Below are 16,491 nucleotides of genomic sequence, written 5' to 3' on the forward strand. Positions count from 1 at the left end.
GCTCAGCCTCCAGGCGTAGTGCGGAGCCACAGCTTCCAGTGCGCCGCCTCCGCGTTCTGGCAATTCGGCGTCTGGCGGAGGGTGCCGGGGTTGTTGCGGCATTCACTTGTGATCTTCGCCAGCAGGGCCTCATCAGCCATCAGCTCGTCGACGGTATAAATCCTGTCTCCCTGGCCGAAGCAGCCGGAAAGGGTGAGTGTGAAGATGCCAAGAAGGAGAAGTTTCATTTAAGCGCCTCCCCCATGGCATCCAGGCGCTTTCGCCAGTCCTCGGCCTTGCGCTGGTCGTCGACCTGAACCTGTGCCTGCTGGACCATCTGGAGAGCCTGCATGCGCAGCACGTCGGTTTGCAGAAACGCGGTTTCGGCCTGCAGGCGTGCCTGAAGATCGGCGATATCCTTGGCATCCGCGGCAGCTGATATCTGCTGGCGCAGCTGATCGATGCCGTCGATACGCTTGGTGGCGGCATCGTAGATCTGCTGGCCGAGGCTCATCTGGCCGGCATTCTGGTTCTGGGCGCGCGCCAATTCCTGCGCATAGAAATCATTGGCGCTGGTGCGATAGGTGGAATTATCATCAAGGAATTTCGAGGCGGAATTGCCGAGGACACCGGTGCCATTGCCCTTGAGCAGCCCTTCGATGGCATTGAAATCCTGCGGCAATGCCTTGCGGATCGAGGGATCGTTCAGCAGCCCGGCGACATCGGCCATATTGGTGACCTTGTTCAGCGATGCGTAAAGTTGCTGAGCCTGCTGAAGCTGCTGATTGAGCGTGTCGAGCTGGGATTTCAGCTGGGTGATGCTCTCGATCTGCTTGGCGATCGCCGTCTCATCGATCACTGGAATGCCCTGTGCCGACACCGTTCCAACAGGCACGAGTGCCGCCATCAACACCAGAGCAAACCCTGTTTTGAGCCTTTCCATCAACCCGTCCTCCTTCTTTGCTGAAACAGCGGCAGCCAGTCTTCAAGACGGTCGCCAACCTGCGCCCGGATCGCCTCGGCAAGTTCGATGTTGGCTGTGCGGCCGGACAGAATATCGAGCTCCTCATCGAAACCCCTGAGGTTCAATTCGGCGACGACGCTGTTGTGACCCTGCTTGAGGATGAAGCGGCGGCTTTCGACCGAAAGCTCGCGGGAGACAAGCTCGAACTCGTGCTCCGTCAATTTGAACCCGTCGACGTAATCGCCATGGTCGCCGCGCGGGTTGGGAAGGAAGATCTGCGTCGGGCACTGCTCGATGATCGTGTGGGCAATAGGCGAGACGATCGCATCGCGCGGGCTTTGGGTCGCAAACAACATCAGCCCGTTCTGTTTGCGGATCGTCTTCAACTTGTTCTGCGCGAGATCGCGAAAGCCCTCGTCCTGCAAAGCCTTCCAGAACTCGTCAATGACGATGATGATCCGACGCCCGTCGATCAGCTGCTCGATGCGGAAGAACAGATAGGCCATCAACGGGGTGCGGATTTCCTCATTGTCGAGAAAGTCGGTCATGTCGTAGCCAATGAACTTGGCGCCGATCCCGATGTCGTCGCTCTCATTGTCGAACACCCAGCCGAGCGGTCCTCCCCTCTCCCAACGCCTGAGCCTTGAGGCAATGCCTTCGGGATCGGTGTTGTTGAGGAAGGTGCGCAAGGCGCCGATGGAGCGCCTGTCCACCGGCAGGTCCGCCAGGCCATCGATGGCAGAGGCGATGTCGCGCAGCTCCAAGACCGTGAGTTCGCGCTTCGCCGACCCGACCAGCTGGCCGACCCAGCGGGCGAGGAAAACTCTGTTCTCAGGCGTCAGTTCAAGTGCCTTCAACGGCGCGCAGCCGGTGGCAACGCCGTTTCGAAGCGGCAGGTAGGTGCCGCCTGCTGCCCGCACGAAGAGGTCGGCTCCGCGGTCCTTGTCGAAGAAGACCATGTGGGGATCATGTTTTTCGAGTTGGGAGAGCATGAAGTTCAAGAGCACCGTCTTGCCGGAGCCGGACGGGCCGCAGACGAAGGTGTTGCCGAGGTCGCTATGATGAAAATTGAAATAGAAGGGCGAGCCGGAAGCAGTCTTCAGCATGGCGACGGCCGGTCCCCATTCATTGCCGTCTTTCTTGCCGGTGGGGTAGGAATGATAGGGGGCGAGCGCTGCAAAATTTCGCGACGTGACGGCGCCCGATCTTGCGCGATAGCGGAAATTGCCCGGCAATTGCCCCCACCATGCCGCCTCGAGCCCAAGATCCTCGCGGGCGACGACCGCCCCGCCGTTGGTGAGATAGGCGCGTGCTTTCGCCATGTGGTCGGCAAGCTCCTTCACCGAAGGCGCAAAGACCGACAGCGCCAGATGGTGCTCTCCAAGGACAAAGCGGTTCGACTCCAGCTCGTCCATGGCATCGCCAAGCTCTTCGATCTGCGACGCCGCCTTGTCGCCAGCGCTGACCATCTGGTTTTGTTTGCGACCCATGATCGTGCGCGCATCGGCTTTCGAGACGAAGGCAAAAGACTGCGTCAGGATGAGCTCGAACGGCGCCGTCAGGATGCCGTCGAGCATTCCGCTGCGGGTCGTCGCCGGATATTCCTTGAACCCGAATAGGCCGGCATAGCGGCTTTCGGCCTCATGACGGATCTCGATCGTCTCACGCCCGAAGATCACCCGATCCGAATAGATCGCCGAGGATATCCGGCCCTCCGTCAGCGGAACGCGCTCCCGCCGGCCGCCGACGATCTGATGCAGGACCTCGCTCGGCTCGGAGAAGAGAATGTCGTCCTGCTCGTAGAGGGAGAGCACCCGGGGCTCGAAGCGTTTCAGCCCGGCGGTCACGTCGGATAGCTTGTCGCGGAGATGCTTCAAGGCATCTTCGTCGAGTTCGATGCCGGCGCGGCGCGCCCTGCGCAGGCGTGAAAGCAGCCTGGCTGCTGCTTCGGCGGGATCCCGGCCCGGATGCCAGACCAGCGAGAGGTAAAGATCGTTTCGAAACAGATCCTCCGCGACCATGCGGTCGCGGTAGCGCGCATTCAGCCCTTGCGAGAAAGAATTGGCGAACTCTCCCTCCGGATAGGTGTTGTCGCGACGACGAATGACATGCGTCCAGAGCGCCAGGCGCTCATCGGCGATGTTGCGGTAGAGCGTATTGAGATCGCGGTGCAGACTGTTGAGATCCAGGACATCGGCGGTCTCGAACGATATGCCTTCGAGCGCGAGCATCACCATCAGCGCCCTGGATTCGAGGGCAATCATCGTCTCATCGACATGACGGACGTGCGGAATGAAGGTCTCGGGCCCGAGTTCGCGCGAGCGAAGCGTTGCGATGCTAGGCAAGGCTCAGATCCTTTTCGTCATAGCGCCTGATGAGCGTCAGGGGCGAGAGGGTCGCGCCGCCCCAAAAGGCGGCGTTGCGCGACCGGCCGCGGGTCTCGATCCACGAGATCAGGATGCGGAACATGTTGTGGTCGTGCTTGACGAGTGTTCGGAATATGAAATGGAAGACGACGCCGACAAGCGCGTAGGCGATCGATCCGGCGGTGATGTAAAGGATCGTCGTCAGCATGACGTTCAAGCCCATCGCCTCCATCGTCACGCCGGCGATCATCGCCGGGCGGGTACAGGCAAGGAACAGGGTGTCCTCCTCAATCGCGGCGGTGGTCGGCATGATGATCAGCTTCCGACGATCGTATTGACGAGTTCCGTCGCCCCGAAAATCCCGCCGATGCCGATGATCCAGAAGCCGGCGCGGCGCGGATCCATGTAGCCGAACATCCAGGCGATGCAGATGATGATGACGGCGATGACCGCGAGCAACCGAGCGATGTTGCCGGTCAGCATGTCGACGATATTCTGCAGGACGGTTTCGACGCCGGCTGCCTGGGCAAAGGCAGGCTCCACCAGGCAGGCGACGATGGCTGCGGCCATCAGGAGAGGGGCCGCCACAGGGCGAAGGTTTGCTTTCGAGATCATTGGCTTTGCTCCGATCGAGTTTTTTGAAACACGAGAACCTGGGATGAGCGCCGGGCGTTGAAGACGTCCCACGATGCGGCTTCACCGGATTGGGGAGGGAATTGTTCGACCGCGGACGCCTCCCGGCTGGGTGACGGCTCGGCGCGAAGCGCTTCGTCACGCAGCTCGACGATGGTGAGAGACCCCAGGCTGGCAGGCAGTCGCCCCATTTCCTGGCGGACCTGCTCGTCATATCTGACCATCTTGCCAACCGACGGATCGTCATGCCCGTAATAGGACTGAAGCATCACTGTTTCGGCCTGCTTCGCATCGGCGCCGAAACGCAAGGCAAGGCGATAATAGCCGTCGAGCAGGGTGGCCGTCGCCTTGAGGTTCACACAGGGATCGAACGCATCCGAAATCGATAGCTTGAGCCTGCGCAGTTCCGCCTCGCCAATGCCGCCAAGACCGATCTGAATGTCCTGACGATTGGCAACGAGGGAGGTCGCGAGTTCAATTGCCTCAGCCTTTGATGCGGGTTGACGCTCTAGCGGCGGGCCGCTGTTGATGCGAATGGCGAAAGGCTTGAAACCACTTTCGAGACTGATGACGGCGGCGAGCGTCCTGACCTCCACCATGGGCGCGCAATCCTGGGCGAGATCCATGAAAGTGACGGCCATCGATCAGTACCAGACCCGTTGCGTCGCCATCCCATCGATCGTCACGTCGACATAGTGGGGCTGCGCTCTCACCTTCGGGCGGGCCGTCGGATAGCCCATGCATCGGCGCCCACCATCCGACCGTTGCCATCGCGGGGACAAAACCGAGCCGTCGCCGGAACTGCGGCTCTCACCGACATCGTGGCATAACGCGTCGCTCACTGGCTGGAGGGCCGCCGACACGCAGATGGTTTCTTGCCCGCGCGGACCATAATCGGTCTTCACCCGGTATCCGGTTTCGCAGTAATAGGGCTCATAGCCCGGGCGCGAACTGTGGAAGGTGGCGCCGCTGCATGCCGGGAAGGAATGCCCCTCGGCAAGCTCACGCCACAGTTTCTGGATCGACGGCCGGCATGCCGCGAACTGCGTTGGGCCTCCGGGGTTGGAAAGGCACAGGATAACCTCGCAGCCCCACTCATTTGCTTGCGCCTTGCCAGGTGAAGTAAGGTAGGGTGGCGCCAGGCAGCAGGCCGCGACGACCGAGTTGACGAGAAGGTTTTTCATGAGCACGACCCTCCAGAGGACATTCGGTTGCGGAAGAGGTGGCTTGCCTGTACAACAATCTATACTGATTTATATAACACAGTAAAACGGCATGACAAGAGCACTCGAAACCCAATGGCGCAATCTGGCTTTCTCAGGTCTCATCCTGCACGAAATCCTCGATCATCCCCTCGAAGACGAGACACCTCAGGCAAGGCTGAAACAGGTCGGCATGATGACTGTCCTCTACAGCATGAACCAGGCACACCAGAAGTTAACCCTTTCCAGTATCATGGAAATTACCGCTCTGACACGCACCGGCGTCAAGGAGACGGTCGATCTCTTGGTGAAACGGGGGATGCTCGACGAGACGATCGTGAAGAACTCGATGGGTCGTGGAACAGCACGCCAGTTCGAGATTTCACAAGCGCTCCTGGAGAAACTGAGCTCATTCGGAGCCGGATGAATGACCGATTTAAGTGACGATTTTTGTCGTCTAAAGTCCGTCGCTCAAGATATCGGTGCAACGCCTGCAGCGACCCATGGTGGCGGTCGATCGATGCCAGCTGAAGAATGGAAGGCGATGGATCATCCCTTTCCTGCCGAGGATGACACCGTTTGATCGGATGGCAATCCAGCCATCTCAGGCGCCGTCTTCCTCATAAAGGGAAAGAATCCTGCCGTTGGGGAGGCGTTCCAATTGCATAAAGGCGGCGCCCGACTGAACAGAAAAACGAAGGCTTGCGGGGGCACCTCACCCGCGTGAGGCGCGCCTGTTCCTGCCCTCATCCGAGGGGTTCAACCCTCAGTGGATCGTCCAATTCACCATGGCGTAGCGGGCAATTTCTGGCCGAAGCTCGAAGGTCCGTCGCAGAAGCCGGGCAGCCTCGTCCATGACAAAGACGACGTCCGTCAACTTTTCGATTTCAACGTGAAGCCGATAGGCTTCGACCTCGTCGAGTCCTGCTCCCAGAAGTCGCCTCGCCGCATCGATCACGCGTTCGGTGCGATCAACGACCTCGAGACTATTCTTGATGATCATGTCGAGCATGCGTTTTCCCCTCGCTTGCAGGTCAAGCGTGGCGGAGAATCACCTTATTCGCAATCCCGAAACGACCTAGATCCGATCTCGTACCCTGTCGTAAAGATCGCGCATCTCATCGAGCACGCGGTCGTAACGCGAGCGGGGCGGCGCCGAGCGGGACCCTCCTATTGCGAAGGCGATCGCCCCGACGGCGGCTGCGACCGCAATCATCGTCGAAACAGGATACAAATTCACCGTCGCCTCTGTCTGCCTGGCAGCTTTCCGCGCGCCACTCTTGATAGACTGGGCAGCATCCGACACCTGCTTCTGCAACGTTTCGAGCTGCTTGCGAACGGCTGCGAATTCTTCGCCAGGATCATAAGCGGGCTGGACAGCGGCCCCGACTTCTCCCGTCGCAGTATTCACGATGCCCTTTGGTACCGGGCTGCCGATTTTCGGGCCGGCGGCTTCGAGGGTAGCAGATTTAGGGGACTTGCGAGGTGGCATGGTTGTCCTCCTTACATTTGGTTCTCGGGTAAAAATGGAGTTGCGCCCTAGGAGGGCAAGCCCTTTGCAAAAGTGTCCAACGAAGCGAGCGTTACGTGAGCTTCCCGACCAGTTCGGCGTAGTCTGAGAAAGTGAACTGTTGCCGCGCTGGGCGGCTTCATTGGCCAGTAACAGGAGGCACGATGGCAACCACGAAAACTCCCAACGAACTTTTCCTTGATATCTGAAGCCCATCTATTTCGCGGAAATCAAATCCTGAAGGTCCTACCGAAGACGGCGCACCGCCCTGTCGGAAGAGGGCAAGGCAGGCTTCCTGCTGCAGCGCGACGAAACCCACGGCCTGATCGAAGGTCTTGTGCAGGTCTTCAGCCCGAGAAAGAGCAGAAAACTGCCGCCAAAGCGCTGATCTCCATGATTGGATAGCTCATTCTGTCGAACGAAACCGCCAGGTCGCGGATGGCGCCGGGCGTGTCCCCGCTTCCGGCTTCACTCACGCATGCGGATCCCCGCAATCATGAATGAGAGAGATGTCATTCCACGGCTATCCAAAATTCGCAAACATATACAATTTGCGCACGAAACAGTGCTTTTGCGGTCTGCATTCCATCGGAAAACGCAGGAATTAACAAAGACTTAAGCAATTTTGATACTTCTTGCACATTAGTATGACTTATTGACGGTGGTCTTTTTGCGCTCGGATCTTTCATATTCAGTTGATCGGGTCTTCAAAACCCTTCGCGGTCTCGGAAGGGACAGGGGCGGCAATGTCGCGATCGTCGTTGCCCTCACCCTGGTGCCGATGATCGTCGCAGTCGGCGCGAGCTTTGACTACATTCGTACCTACAATGTCCGCCAGAGGATGCAGAGCGACCTGGACACGGCCTTGATCGCCGCAGTCAAAGAGATCGATACCGACGACGCCGTCGCTCTCAAGCAAAAGGTTTCCGACTGGTTCCACGCGCAGGTCGAAAACAGCTATACGCTTGGCGACATCGACATCGATACGTCAAACCATAAGATCACGGCGACGGCCAGCGGCACGGTTCCGACGACGCTGATGAAGATCGCCAACATCGACACCGTTGACGTCAGCGTGGCAAGCGCCGTCAAGGGGCCGGCCACCTCCTATCTCAATGTCTACATCGTCATCGACACATCGCCGTCGATGCTTCTAGCAGCAACAACGGCCGGCCAGTCGACCATGTATTCCGGCATCGGCTGCCAGTTCGCCTGCCACACGGGCGATGCGCACAAAATCGGCAACAAGACATACAACAACAACTATGAATACAGCACGGCCAAGAGCATAAAGCTGCGCGCCGATGTCGCCGGCGATGCCGTCAAGGACGTGCTTGCCCTGATCGACACCTCAGACAGCAACCATCAACGGATCAAGGTCGGACTATATAGCCTCGGCGATACGCTCACAGAAGTTCTCGCCCCGACGCTGAGCACGGACACGGCGCGCAACCGGCTCACAACCTCAAGCTACGGCCTCACAAGCGCGACCTCGAAGGCAGCCACCTATTTTGACGTGTCGCTTGCAACGCTCAAACAGAAGGTCGGGACCGGCGGGGACGGAACCTCCTCAAACTCGCCGCTCAAGCTGGTTCTCTTGCTGACGGACGGCGTTCAATCGCAGCGCGAATGGGTGACCGACAAGGTGACATGGAAGAACGGGCAGGCGACGTATGGGGCATACTGGAACAAGGTGGCGCCTCTCAATCCGGACTGGTGCGCCTACGTCAAAAACCAGTCCGCCACCATGGCGGTTCTCTACACCGAATACCTGCCGCTCACTTCGGATTGGGGCTACAACGCAACCGTCGGCTCGACCATGGCAAGCGCCAACTGGAAGGGCACCTATGGTGGTACCATGCAAAGCGGCGTGTCGACCAGCATCACCAGGCGCGACTACATCCCCTATGCGCTTTCCGACTGCGCATCGTCCAAGAGCTTGTTCCTCTCAGCCTCGTCGTCGGCCGAGATCACGGCAGGCCTGTCGGCGCTATTCACCCAATATCTCGCATCCGTCCGGCTGACCCAATGAGACGAGGGAAACGCTTCGCATCGTTGCGCCGGCTGCTTGGCGATCGCAAAGGGGTCGCTGCGATCGAATTTGCGATCCTGGCTCTGCCGCTCTTCATCATGATTTTCGGCATTATCGAAGTGTCGCTGATGTTCTTCGTCAATTCGGCGCTGGACGCTTCGGTTCACAAGATCTCCCGGATGATCCGCACCGGCGAGGTTGCATCTTCGAAGATTACGCTGGCCGATTTCAAAGCCAGGATTTGCAACGACATGCTTCTCTCGTTCAGCTGCTCCAGCGGTCTCCTGGTCAAGGTGATCGTGCTTTCCGACCTCTCGTCCGCCGCCAGCACGGATCCCATCGATGACAGCGGCAATCTCACTGTGACCGAGACCTATGATATCGGCAAGGGCAGCGACTACATCCTGGTTCAGACGTTCCTGCCATGGACAGCCGTCGTCAATTTCTTCAGCCTGTCGAGCGCCAAGCTTTCCGACGGCCGCTACCTACTCGGATCTTCCGTTCTCTTCCGCAACGAGCCTTTCTGACATGATGAAACGGAGCCAGTCCCTTTTCCGCCTCGCCCAATCCCGCGCCCGTCATCTCATGCGCGACCGGTCGGCGGCTTCGGGCGTGGAATTCGCGCTGGTCCTGCCGATCCTGGTGATGCTGCTGTTCGGCACCGTCGATCTCGGCCATGCGCTCACGGTCAGCCGAAAGATAGACGAGATCGCCTCTTCCACAGGCGATATGATTTCACAGCAGGGCTCCTGGACGAAGTCCGATGTCGCCAAACTTCTCTCCGGCGCCAGCTTCATCCTGCAGCCCTATGAGACGACAGGGCTCACGATCACCGTCGCGGTGGACGATATTGCCAAGAGCGGCAGCGCCACGGTCAACTGGTCTGCAGCACTCAACACCTCCGCACTGAACTCCGGCACGGCGAGCACGATCGAGGTCCCTTCGGAGATCCAGGATGACGGCGTACAGGTGGTGCTGACCAGGGTGCAGTACACATTGACGACGCCGGTCTCGGCGTTCTTTTCAAACTTCACCGGGCAGAATGGCTACAGCTTCGATCGCCATTACTTCAATCGCCCGAGGGTCGGCGACAAGATCACTTACAAGTAAGCTCCAGAGTCTGTCGGATTTCGTCCTCTGCGGGCCGATCGTTCCCAACAGTCCGCCATACAGCTACGGCGGACGGCATTGACCCAAAGCTTGCTGGGTGCATAGTCGCGGGGGAGTTGGGTGAAGACGGCAACCGCTGCCTTCGTCGTGTTGGAGGCTATCTGGTTTGGCGCGGTGATGTCGCGTAGGGCCGGCTGCGGGCTGCGGAGCAATCAAATGAAAATCGACCGTATTGGATTCGTCGGCACCGGCGCGATTACCGAAGCGATGGTTCGCGGGCTTCTCACTGAGCCGGCCTATGCATCCGAGATTCACGTGTCTCCACGCAGCGCTCACATCGCCGCGACGTTGGCTGACGAATTCGCCGCCGTGAGAATTGCCAAGGACAATCAGGACGTCGTCGAGCGCAGCGACATGGTATTCCTGGCGATACGGCCGCAGGTCGCCGAGGAGGTCGTGCGCGCGCTATCGTTCAGGGATGGCCAAATGGTCGTCAGCCTCGTTGCGGCAACGGAGCGCCAGGCCCTCTCCGAATGGATCGGCGCCGACGTGCATCTCGTGCAGGCGATACCCCTGCCCTTCGTCGCCGGCCGGCAAGGCGTCACGGCCATCTATCCGCCCGATACCGCCGTCGCAGCGCTTTTCGATGCGCTCGGAACGGCTGTCCAATGCCAGTCGAGGAAGGAATATGATCTTCTCGCGGCAGCGAGCGCAATGATGTCGACCTATTTCGGCATCATGGAGCAGGTTGCCGTCTGGCTGGAAAGAAGCGGCCTCGAAAAGGCGAAGGGACAGGCCTACATTGCCCCGCTCTTTGCAAGCCTGGCGCAGAAAGCGAACAGCCCCGGCAACGAACCGTTCAGCGCGCTGAGCCGCGAATTTGCGACCAAGGGCGGACTTAACGAGCAGGTTTACTCAGACTTCGAGAAGAAGGGCGGCCTTGCCGCCCTGACCGCTGCACTCGACGGAGTACTTGCCCGGATCGAGGGCAGGAACTAGAACGTCGGCGGCGTGCAGGCGCTGATGACCTCGCAGGGCACCGGCCCGACACAGCGGAAGCGGTGCGGGCGCCTGCTTTCGAAATAGTAGGCGTCACCCGGCCCGAGGATCCGCCGCTCGTCATCGACCGTCACCTCGAGCCTTCCCGAGAGCACGATCCCGCCTTCTTCGCCCTCGTGAACAAGGGGAACCTTTCCAGTGTCGGCGCCCGGCTGGTAACATTCCTTGAGGATTTGCAAGCTGCGTCCGAACAGGTTTTCCCCAACCTGCCTGTAGGAGATTGCGCCCTTGCCGATCTCCACCAGCTCCTCGGCGGCATAGAAGGCCTTCCTTGGACGCTCGGGCTCGAAGGCGAAGAATTCCGCCAGACCGATGGGGATGCCGTCCAGAATTCGCTTCAGGGCTCCGACCGAGGGATTGGAGGCGTTCGATTCGATCAGCGAGATCGTCGAATTGGGCACTCCGGTGCGCTTGGCGAGCTCACGCTGGGAAAGCTTATGGGCGATGCGGAGATGGCGAAGACGGTTGCCGATATCGACTGACATGATGCGGTTCGTTTGTGTTGTCCAGAATATCCAAAATTATATCTTTACATCCTTTGAATTTCAACAGTTTGCGCCGACAAAGAAAAGGACTTGTTTGAAAGGGAGAAATTGCCATTCTCGGCGCCACCCCAAAGGAGGCCAGGATGGACCAGCTCAGCAAAACGAACGCACCCGTACTTGAAAATTTCTGGATGCCGTTCACTGCGAACCGGCAATTCAAGGCCACACCGCGGCTTCTCGCAGCAGCCGAGGGAATGTACTACACCGACATCGATGGAAATCAGGTGCTTGACGGCACGGCCGGGCTCTGGTGCTGCAATGCCGGCCACGGCCGCAAGAAGATTTCCCAAGCCGTCGAACGACAGCTTGCAACGCTGGATTATGCACCGACCTTCCAGATGGGGCATCCGATCGCCTTCGACTTTGCCTCGAAGCTGGCTGCGAACGCGCCGGGCGGCCCGCAAGCCAAGCTCGACAGGATCTTCTTCACCGGCTCAGGCTCGGAATCGGTCGATACGGCGCTCAAGATTGCCATCGCCTATCAGCGGGCGATCGGCCAGGGCACCCGCACGCGGATCATCGGGCGTGAGAAGGGATATCATGGCGTCGGGTTCGGCGGCATTTCCGTTGGCGGTCTCGTCAACAACCGGCGGGTCTTCCCGCAAATACCGGCCGACCATATGCGCCATACGCTCGACATCGGGCGCAATGCATTTTCAAAGGGCCTTCCCGCTCACGGCGTGGAACTGGCGGACGATCTCGAGCGCCTGGTGCAGTTGCACGGCGCCGAAACCATCGCGGCCGTCATCGTCGAGCCGATGTCGGGATCGGCAGGCGTCGTTCTGCCTCCGAAGGGCTATCTGGAGAAGCTGCGCGCAACCGCCGACAAGCACGGAATCCTGCTGATCTTCGACGAGGTCATCACCGGCTTCGGGCGTCTCGGCACGCCTTTCGCAACCGACTACTTCGGCGTCGTGCCCGACCTGATCACCACGGCAAAGGGCATCACCAACGGCACGATCCCGATGGGCGCGGTCTTTGCCAGCCGCAAGGTCTATGACGGCCTGATGGTCGGACCTGATAATGCGATCGAACTCTTCCATGGCTACACCTATTCCGGCCATCCGGTCGCCTGCGCGGCCGGGCTCGCTACTCTGGAGATCTACGAGGAGGAAGGCCTGCTGACCCGCGCAGCCGATTTGGCCGAGTATTGGCAAGAGGCCCTCCATTCGCTGAAAGGCCTCCCTCACGTCGTCGACATCCGTAATCTCGGACTGGTCGGCGCAGTCGAACTGGCTCCTCGTGACGGCGCGCCGGGAACCCGCGCCTACGAAATCTTCGTCGACTGCTTCAACAAGGGCCTGCTGATCCGGGTGACCGGCGACATTATCGCCCTTTCCCCGCCGCTCATTATCGAGAAAACCCAGATCGACAGAATTGTTTCGACACTTGGCGATGCCCTGAAGCGCGCGGCATAGATCCGCATCCCGCGTGCCGCTCCCGTCGGCGATCGGACGCCTGGTCCATCGTCGACGGAACCATCCGGCACACCGAGACGGAGCTCAGCGCTTCAAGGTCTGTGACGGTAGTTGGCCGAAACGCTTCCTGTATTCGGCAGCAAACCGCCCCAGATGCGTAAATCCCCATCTGAGCGCGACGTCGGCAATGCCTTGCTTCGCATCAGACGCGAGCAAATCGCGATGGGCCGCGGCCATGCGAAGTTCATGCAGGTAGGCCATCGGAGTCGTATCCCTGAACTGCCGAAAACCCTGTTGCAGAGTGCGAACGCTTACCTTGGCGGCCATCGCGATATCGTTGAGCGAAATCGGCTCGGCGATGTGTTCCTGCATGAAGTCGATCGCCCATTTCACATGGCGTGGGGCTGGTGCCGGAGCAGGGAGCGCAAGCTGGTTCGAATAGCGATTGGGGCAGCTTTCCAGAAGCAGGTAGACCGCCGCGTCGAAGAGCGAGCCGACGGCCAGCGGCGACCGTTGCAGCGGCCCGTTGCCGCTAAGGCCGCGATGGAGGCTCGAGACAAGCTGCTGCAATACAAGCCCCGGGCCGGCCGTCAGATCGATGTGAGGATGAAAATCGATATCGCCGCTGATCGTTCGCTCGAACATCTGCGTGAGGTGGCTGATGATCTTTGCCTGATCGATGAACAGGCCGAAATGACGGCGGGGGCCAAACAGGCGAGCACCTGTGGCACGACCTGCTTCAAGGATCGTGCCACGAGCGGGAACCGAATATATTTGCTCCCTCATGCCGTCGAAGCATGCGTTTCCCTCCATCGGCAGAAAAACGATCATCCTGTCGCAGGGCGCCTCCCGCCTGACGAGAACCGTGCCTTCATAGGTGCAGTCGGCAACTGCTACCTCTCCGACGGAGATGAAATTGCAGTGGAATGCAATGGGCATATTGCCTTCCGCCGAAACCTTGATCGGGGAGTTTGGTGTCGACAATATCTCCGAGAGCTCGTCCGGGTCTGTTCCGCTGTGCGCCGTTTCCCGAAACGACATGTTCTGCGCCGCCAGCTGTCGGGTGAGGCCGCCATTGTTCTGGATATGAGAATTAACCGACATACGGGACCTCTAAAGACGATGTTCACAAGTGATAATGGATTTGCGCAATCATGCTCATCTTGTTTTGCGTTACCCGGGCGGTTTCAGCCGTAGCGGCTGATTGCGAGATCCCTCGCGTCGATTTCCGGCTGGCGGCCGCTGACGAGGTCGCCGATGAGCCGCGCCGAACCGGTGCTCATGGTCCAGCCAAGTGTGCCGTGGCCAGTATTGAGAAAGAGGCCGGCGACTTTTGTCGGGCCGATGACCGGCGTGCCATCAGGCGTCATTGGCCGCAGGCCGGACCAGAAGGAGGCCTTGGAAATATCGCCACCGGGGAAGAGATCGGTAACTGAATGTTCCAGCGTGCTGCGGCGGGCCAAGCCGAGATCATTGGTATAGCCTGATATTTCAGCCATGCCGCCGACGCGGATGCGGTCGCCGAGCCGGGTGATCGCGATCTTGTAGGTCTCATCCATGACGGTCGATTCCGGCGCGCGCGACGCATCGGTGATCGGGATGGTGAGCGAATAGCCCTTGACAGGATAGACCGGCAGCCGGATGCCGAGCGGCTTGAGCAGCAGCGGCGAATAGCTGCCGAGCGCGATCACCACCGCCTCCGCGCTCATCCGCTCACGATCGGTGATGACCCCACGCACCCGGCCGGCTTCGACATCCAGCGCCTTGATCGTCGTTCCGTAAGCGAAGCGGACGCCGAGCGCCTCGGCCTTGGCAGCCAGCGCATTGGTGAACTTGAAGCAATCGCCGGTTTCGTCCTTCGGCGTCAGCAGACCGCCGACAATCTTGTCGCGCACGTGCCTGAGCGCCGGTTCGAAGCGGACACAGCCGTCCCGGTCCAGCACCTCATAGGGAATGCCGTCGGCAGCCAGCGCCTTGACATCCTTTGCCGAGGCCTCGAGCTGCTGCTGCGTGCGGAACAGCTGCAGGGTTCCCTGCATGCGTTCGTCATAGGCGATGCCGGTCTCCGCGCGAAGTTCGGCGAGCGCGATGCGGCTGTAATCGGCAAGGCGCAGCATGCGGCTTTTGTTGATCGCATAGCGCTCGGAGGTGCAGTTCGACAGCATCCTTGCCATCCAGGAGAGCATAGCCATGTCTAACTTCGGGCGCAGGATGAGCGGCGCATGCTTCATGAACAGCCACTTCATGGCCTTCATAGGAATGCCGGGCGCTGCCCATGGCGAGCAATAGCCGAAGGAGACTTCCCCGGCATTGGCAAAGCTCGTCTCCAGCGCCGGACCCGACTGCCGGTCAACGACGGTGACGTCATGGCCGGCCTTGGCCAATTGATAAGCGGATGTGACGCCGACGATGCCGGCTCCTAGAACGATGACCTTCATGATGTTCCCAATGATGGAGCCGCCGGCTCTCAGCGATATTGCCTGTGATAACGATCGCCCAGGCCGGTTAGGATTTCGTAAGAAATGGTGCCGGCGTCGCGGGCAATGTCCTCGAGCGTCTGATGGCGGCCTAGCACTTCGACAAGGCTACCGAAGGTCAGAGCGCCTTCGGGCAGCGCTGATATGTCGACGGTCGCGCTGTCCATCGACACGCGGCCGACGATCGGCAGGCGAATGCCCTTGAAATAAACGGCGCCGCAGTCGCTGAGGCTCCGCGGCAACCCATCGGCATAGCCGGCGGCAATGGTGGCGAGACGCGTTTCGCGTTGCGTGACATGCGCGCCGCCATAGCCGACCTTAGCACCCGCCGGCACGCTGCGCGTCTGCACGACGGCGACATCAAGGCTGACGACCGGCTCCATCGGGTTCTTCTCGCCGGCGTTCGGAGCGCCGCCATAAAGCGCGATGCCGGGGCGGGCGAGCACGCCGTAATAGGCCTCGCCCAGGAAAACGCCGCCGGAATTGGCGAAGGAAATGTCGAAGCCCGGAAATTCATCGGCAATACGGGACATCTCGGCAAACTGCTCGCCGTTCTGCTCGCTATCCATGTCATCGGCCGACGCCAGATGACTCATGATGAACAGGATTTCGACATTGGTGCCATCGCGAAGGGCCGCGGCCAGCTCTGCTCGCTCTTCCCTGGGAAAACCGAGCCGCGACATGCCGGTGTCGAACTGCAGGACAGCAGGCAGGCAGCGCTTCAGAATGCGCGCAGCCGCCGACCATTGCCGCCACTGCGCCAGCGAATTGAGAACCGGGACGATGCCCATCTCGGCGCAGGCGATCTCGTTGCCCGGCTGCAAGCCATTCAGCACGAAAACCTGAGCGTCCTGCGCAAGAGCCGGCCGGAGCCTCACGGCCTCGACAAACTGGGCGACGAAGAAATGCCTGCAACCTTCGCCGTAGAGCGTTCTCGCGACCCGCTCGGCGCCGAGGCCATAGGCATCGGCCTTGACGACGGCGCCCGCACGGACCGGCCCCAGCATCGATACCAGCTTGCGATAGTTGCGGCCGAGGGCGGCAAGATCGATCGTCAGATAGCCCGTGGCTCCCTGCGCGGTCGTAGCGATGCGTGTGCGGGAAGCCAAAATATCGCTATCCATGTCCACCCCTTTTCGATTTCAAGGAGTTTATGAAATAATGAGCGAAATTGCCTATCATTCAGTAGTCGATTA

20 protein-coding genes are annotated in these 16,491 nt (G+C 60.0%); 7 read left to right on the plus strand and 13 right to left on the minus strand.

Annotated features, from left to right (window positions below; all coding sequences use genetic code 11):
• Positions 1 to 2 precede the first annotated feature (2 nt).
• The 7 genes from BS629_RS34335 to BS629_RS34365 are packed head-to-tail and all read right to left on the minus strand — an operon-like array spanning position 3 to position 5,126.
• A complete protein-coding gene (locus BS629_RS34335) occupies positions 3 to 227 on the minus strand; it encodes an EexN family lipoprotein (protein WP_018245402.1) in 225 nt (74 codons plus the stop codon).
• Positions 224 to 922: a P-type DNA transfer protein VirB5 gene (gene virB5, locus BS629_RS34340; RefSeq protein ID WP_018245403.1), complete on the minus strand. Its 699-nt coding sequence runs from the start codon at positions 920 to 922 to the stop codon at positions 224 to 226. Before virB5 ends, BS629_RS34335 begins: the two co-directional genes overlap by 4 nt.
• Positions 922 to 3,288: a VirB4 family type IV secretion/conjugal transfer ATPase gene (locus tag BS629_RS34345; RefSeq protein ID WP_018245404.1), complete on the minus strand. Its 2,367-nt coding sequence runs from the start codon at positions 3,286 to 3,288 to the stop codon at positions 922 to 924. The genes virB5 and BS629_RS34345 overlap by 1 nt, the downstream gene beginning before the upstream one ends.
• A complete protein-coding gene (locus BS629_RS34350; protein WP_018245405.1) occupies positions 3,281 to 3,619 on the minus strand; it encodes a VirB3 family type IV secretion system protein in 339 nt (112 codons plus the stop codon). Before BS629_RS34350 ends, BS629_RS34345 begins: the two co-directional genes overlap by 8 nt.
• Positions 3,620 to 3,624: 5 nt before the next feature.
• Positions 3,625 to 3,924: a TrbC/VirB2 family protein gene (locus tag BS629_RS34355; RefSeq protein ID WP_077988792.1), complete on the minus strand. Its 300-nt coding sequence runs from the start codon at positions 3,922 to 3,924 to the stop codon at positions 3,625 to 3,627.
• Positions 3,921 to 4,583 carry a lytic transglycosylase domain-containing protein gene (locus BS629_RS34360; RefSeq protein ID WP_018245407.1) on the minus strand — a complete coding sequence of 221 codons (663 nt, stop codon included), beginning with the start codon at positions 4,581 to 4,583 and terminating at the stop codon, positions 3,921 to 3,923. Before BS629_RS34360 ends, BS629_RS34355 begins: the two co-directional genes overlap by 4 nt.
• Positions 4,584 to 4,586: 3 nt before the next feature.
• A complete protein-coding gene (locus BS629_RS34365; RefSeq protein ID WP_018245408.1) occupies positions 4,587 to 5,126 on the minus strand; it encodes a hypothetical protein in 540 nt (179 codons plus the stop codon).
• 91 nt (positions 5,127 to 5,217) lie between these two features.
• Between BS629_RS34365 and BS629_RS34370 the strand changes: the two genes are divergently transcribed.
• Both BS629_RS34370 and BS629_RS39055 read left to right on the plus strand, forming a co-directional pair.
• Positions 5,218 to 5,571 (plus strand): hypothetical protein, encoded by a 354-nt coding sequence (locus BS629_RS34370; RefSeq protein ID WP_018245409.1) that lies wholly within the window; start codon positions 5,218 to 5,220, stop codon positions 5,569 to 5,571.
• Positions 5,572 to 5,727 carry a hypothetical protein gene (locus BS629_RS39055; protein ID WP_155256966.1) on the plus strand — a complete coding sequence of 52 codons (156 nt, stop codon included), beginning with the start codon at positions 5,572 to 5,574 and terminating at the stop codon, positions 5,725 to 5,727. It begins immediately after the preceding gene.
• A 183-nt stretch (positions 5,728 to 5,910) separates the two neighbouring features.
• Here the strand turns inward: BS629_RS39055 and BS629_RS34375 are convergent, their stop codons facing one another.
• Together BS629_RS34375 and BS629_RS34380 are read right to left on the minus strand one after the other, a co-directional pair.
• Positions 5,911 to 6,156 (minus strand): hypothetical protein, encoded by a 246-nt coding sequence (locus BS629_RS34375; RefSeq protein ID WP_018245410.1) that lies wholly within the window; start codon positions 6,154 to 6,156, stop codon positions 5,911 to 5,913.
• A 66-nt stretch (positions 6,157 to 6,222) separates the two neighbouring features.
• Positions 6,223 to 6,636: a hypothetical protein gene (locus BS629_RS34380; protein ID WP_018245411.1), complete on the minus strand. Its 414-nt coding sequence runs from the start codon at positions 6,634 to 6,636 to the stop codon at positions 6,223 to 6,225.
• Between the two features lie 688 nt (positions 6,637 to 7,324).
• Between BS629_RS34380 and BS629_RS34385 the strand changes: the two genes are divergently transcribed.
• From BS629_RS34385 to BS629_RS34400, 4 genes are all read left to right on the plus strand, one after another.
• The gene (locus BS629_RS34385) at positions 7,325 to 8,686 is read left to right on the plus strand and encodes a TadE/TadG family type IV pilus assembly protein (protein WP_026188666.1); all 1,362 of its coding nucleotides are present in this window, start codon (positions 7,325 to 7,327) and stop codon (positions 8,684 to 8,686) included.
• Positions 8,683 to 9,213: a TadE/TadG family type IV pilus assembly protein gene (locus BS629_RS34390; protein ID WP_018245413.1), complete on the plus strand. Its 531-nt coding sequence runs from the start codon at positions 8,683 to 8,685 to the stop codon at positions 9,211 to 9,213. Before BS629_RS34385 ends, BS629_RS34390 begins: the two co-directional genes overlap by 4 nt.
• 1 nt (position 9,214) lies before the next feature.
• Entirely contained in the window at positions 9,215 to 9,796 is a 582-nt protein-coding gene (locus BS629_RS34395; RefSeq protein ID WP_018245414.1) for a TadE/TadG family type IV pilus assembly protein, read from the plus strand.
• 216 nt (positions 9,797 to 10,012) lie between these two features.
• Positions 10,013 to 10,795 (plus strand): pyrroline-5-carboxylate reductase, encoded by a 783-nt coding sequence (locus BS629_RS34400; RefSeq protein ID WP_018245415.1) that lies wholly within the window; start codon positions 10,013 to 10,015, stop codon positions 10,793 to 10,795.
• Here the strand turns inward: BS629_RS34400 and BS629_RS34405 are convergent.
• Positions 10,792 to 11,340 (minus strand): cupin domain-containing protein, encoded by a 549-nt coding sequence (locus tag BS629_RS34405; RefSeq protein ID WP_018245416.1) that lies wholly within the window; start codon positions 11,338 to 11,340, stop codon positions 10,792 to 10,794. The genes BS629_RS34400 and BS629_RS34405 overlap by 4 nt on opposite strands.
• Before the next feature lie 143 nt (positions 11,341 to 11,483).
• Here BS629_RS34405 and aptA point away from each other — a divergent pair, with 143 nt between their 5' ends.
• Positions 11,484 to 12,818, plus strand: coding sequence for an omega-aminotransferase AptA (gene aptA, locus BS629_RS34410; protein WP_018245417.1), 1,335 nt, complete (start codon positions 11,484 to 11,486; stop codon positions 12,816 to 12,818).
• An 84-nt stretch (positions 12,819 to 12,902) separates the two neighbouring features.
• Here aptA and BS629_RS34415 read toward each other — a convergent pair whose 3' ends face one another.
• The 3 genes from BS629_RS34415 to alr all read right to left on the minus strand — a co-directional run bounded on the left by BS629_RS34415 (position 12,903) and on the right by alr (position 16,419).
• A complete protein-coding gene (locus tag BS629_RS34415; protein WP_018245418.1) occupies positions 12,903 to 13,922 on the minus strand; it encodes a helix-turn-helix transcriptional regulator in 1,020 nt (339 codons plus the stop codon).
• A gap of 83 nt (positions 13,923 to 14,005) precedes the next feature.
• Positions 14,006 to 15,256, minus strand: a complete 1,251-nt coding sequence (locus tag BS629_RS34420) for a D-amino acid dehydrogenase (protein WP_018245419.1) — start codon at positions 15,254 to 15,256, stop codon at positions 14,006 to 14,008.
• A gap of 29 nt (positions 15,257 to 15,285) precedes the next feature.
• Positions 15,286 to 16,419: an alanine racemase gene (gene alr, locus BS629_RS34425; RefSeq protein ID WP_018245420.1), complete on the minus strand. Its 1,134-nt coding sequence runs from the start codon at positions 16,417 to 16,419 to the stop codon at positions 15,286 to 15,288.
• Positions 16,420 to 16,491: the final 72 nt, after the last annotated feature.

The organism is Rhizobium leguminosarum bv. viciae USDA 2370, from assembly GCF_002008365.1.
Classification (GTDB): Bacteria; Pseudomonadota; Alphaproteobacteria; order Rhizobiales; family Rhizobiaceae; genus Rhizobium; species Rhizobium leguminosarum.

Bases quoted from the DNA above. Each gene is read 5' to 3' on its own strand.
- BS629_RS34335 (WP_018245402.1), bottom strand. From the start codon at position 227: ATGAAACTTCTCCTTCTTGGCATCTTCACACTCACCCTTTCCGGCTGC.
- virB5 (WP_018245403.1), bottom strand. From the start codon at position 922: ATGGAAAGGCTCAAAACAGGGTTTGCTCTGGTGTTGATGGCGGCACTC.
- BS629_RS34350 (WP_018245405.1), bottom strand. From the start codon at position 3,619: ATGCCGACCACCGCCGCGATTGAGGAGGACACCCTGTTCCTTGCCTGT.
- BS629_RS34355 (WP_077988792.1), bottom strand. From the start codon at position 3,924: ATGATCTCGAAAGCAAACCTTCGCCCTGTGGCGGCCCCTCTCCTGATG.
- BS629_RS34360 (WP_018245407.1), bottom strand. From the start codon at position 4,583: ATGGCCGTCACTTTCATGGATCTCGCCCAGGATTGCGCGCCCATGGTG.
- BS629_RS34365 (WP_018245408.1), bottom strand. From the start codon at position 5,126: ATGAAAAACCTTCTCGTCAACTCGGTCGTCGCGGCCTGCTGCCTGGCG.
- BS629_RS34370 (WP_018245409.1), top strand. From the start codon at position 5,218: ATGACAAGAGCACTCGAAACCCAATGGCGCAATCTGGCTTTCTCAGGT.
- BS629_RS39055 (WP_155256966.1), top strand. From the start codon at position 5,572: ATGACCGATTTAAGTGACGATTTTTGTCGTCTAAAGTCCGTCGCTCAA.
- BS629_RS34375 (WP_018245410.1), bottom strand. From the start codon at position 6,156: ATGCTCGACATGATCATCAAGAATAGTCTCGAGGTCGTTGATCGCACC.
- BS629_RS34380 (WP_018245411.1), bottom strand. From the start codon at position 6,636: ATGCCACCTCGCAAGTCCCCTAAATCTGCTACCCTCGAAGCCGCCGGC.
- BS629_RS34390 (WP_018245413.1), top strand. From the start codon at position 8,683: ATGAGACGAGGGAAACGCTTCGCATCGTTGCGCCGGCTGCTTGGCGAT.
- BS629_RS34395 (WP_018245414.1), top strand. From the start codon at position 9,215: ATGATGAAACGGAGCCAGTCCCTTTTCCGCCTCGCCCAATCCCGCGCC.
- BS629_RS34400 (WP_018245415.1), top strand. From the start codon at position 10,013: ATGAAAATCGACCGTATTGGATTCGTCGGCACCGGCGCGATTACCGAA.
- BS629_RS34405 (WP_018245416.1), bottom strand. From the start codon at position 11,340: ATGTCAGTCGATATCGGCAACCGTCTTCGCCATCTCCGCATCGCCCAT.
- aptA (WP_018245417.1), top strand. From the start codon at position 11,484: ATGGACCAGCTCAGCAAAACGAACGCACCCGTACTTGAAAATTTCTGG.
- BS629_RS34415 (WP_018245418.1), bottom strand. From the start codon at position 13,922: ATGTCGGTTAATTCTCATATCCAGAACAATGGCGGCCTCACCCGACAG.
- BS629_RS34420 (WP_018245419.1), bottom strand. From the start codon at position 15,256: ATGAAGGTCATCGTTCTAGGAGCCGGCATCGTCGGCGTCACATCCGCT.
- alr (WP_018245420.1), bottom strand. From the start codon at position 16,419: ATGGATAGCGATATTTTGGCTTCCCGCACACGCATCGCTACGACCGCG.